General features: G+C 53.7%; 1 rRNA gene. It reads right to left on the bottom strand.

The annotated features are described in order from the left end of the window. Positions 1-678 (bottom strand): 23S ribosomal RNA (locus tag PG896_RS21100); the annotation flags it as partial.

Raw genomic sequence — 678 nt, 5'->3', positions numbered from 1 at the left:
GTTTGGGGTACGATGACTTGTAATCTGAAGCTTAGAGGCTTTTCCTGGAAGCAGGGCATCAATGGCTTCCGCACCGTAGTGCGTTCGTCTCGTGTCTCAGTGTTGTGTCTCCGGATTTGCCTAGAAACACCACCTACGCACTTTCACCAGGACAACCGTCGCCTGGCCCACCTAGCCTTCTCCGTCCCCCCATCGCAATTACAAGTCGTGCAGGAATATTAACCTGCTTCCCATCGATTACGCCTTTCGGCCTCACCTTAGGGGTCGACTCACCCTGCCCCGATTAACGTTGGACAGGAACCCTTGGTCTTCCGGCGAGGAGGCTTTTCACCCCCTTTATCGTTACTTACGTCAGCATTCGCACTTCTGATATCTCCAGCATACCTCTCGATACACCTTCGCAGACTTACAGAACGCTCCCCTACCACTCACACATAAGTGTGAATCCGCGGCTTCGGTGCCTGGTTTGAGCCCCGTTACATCTTCCGCGCAGGCCGACTCGACTAGTGAGCTATTACGCTTTCTTTAAATGATGGCTGCTTCTAAGCCAACATCCTAGCTGTCTGAGCCTTCCCACATCGTTTCCCACTTAACCAGAACTTTGGGACCTTAGCCGGCGGTCTGGGTTGTTTCCCTCTTCACGACGGACGTTAGCACCCGCCGTGTGTCTCCCGGATA

Origin of the sequence: Aeromonas sp. QDB30 (genome assembly GCF_027707645.1) — a bacterium.
In the GTDB taxonomy this organism is placed as follows: Bacteria; Pseudomonadota; Gammaproteobacteria; order Enterobacterales; family Aeromonadaceae; genus Aeromonas; species Aeromonas caviae.
This window is presented reverse-complemented; position numbering and strand designations above follow the sequence as displayed.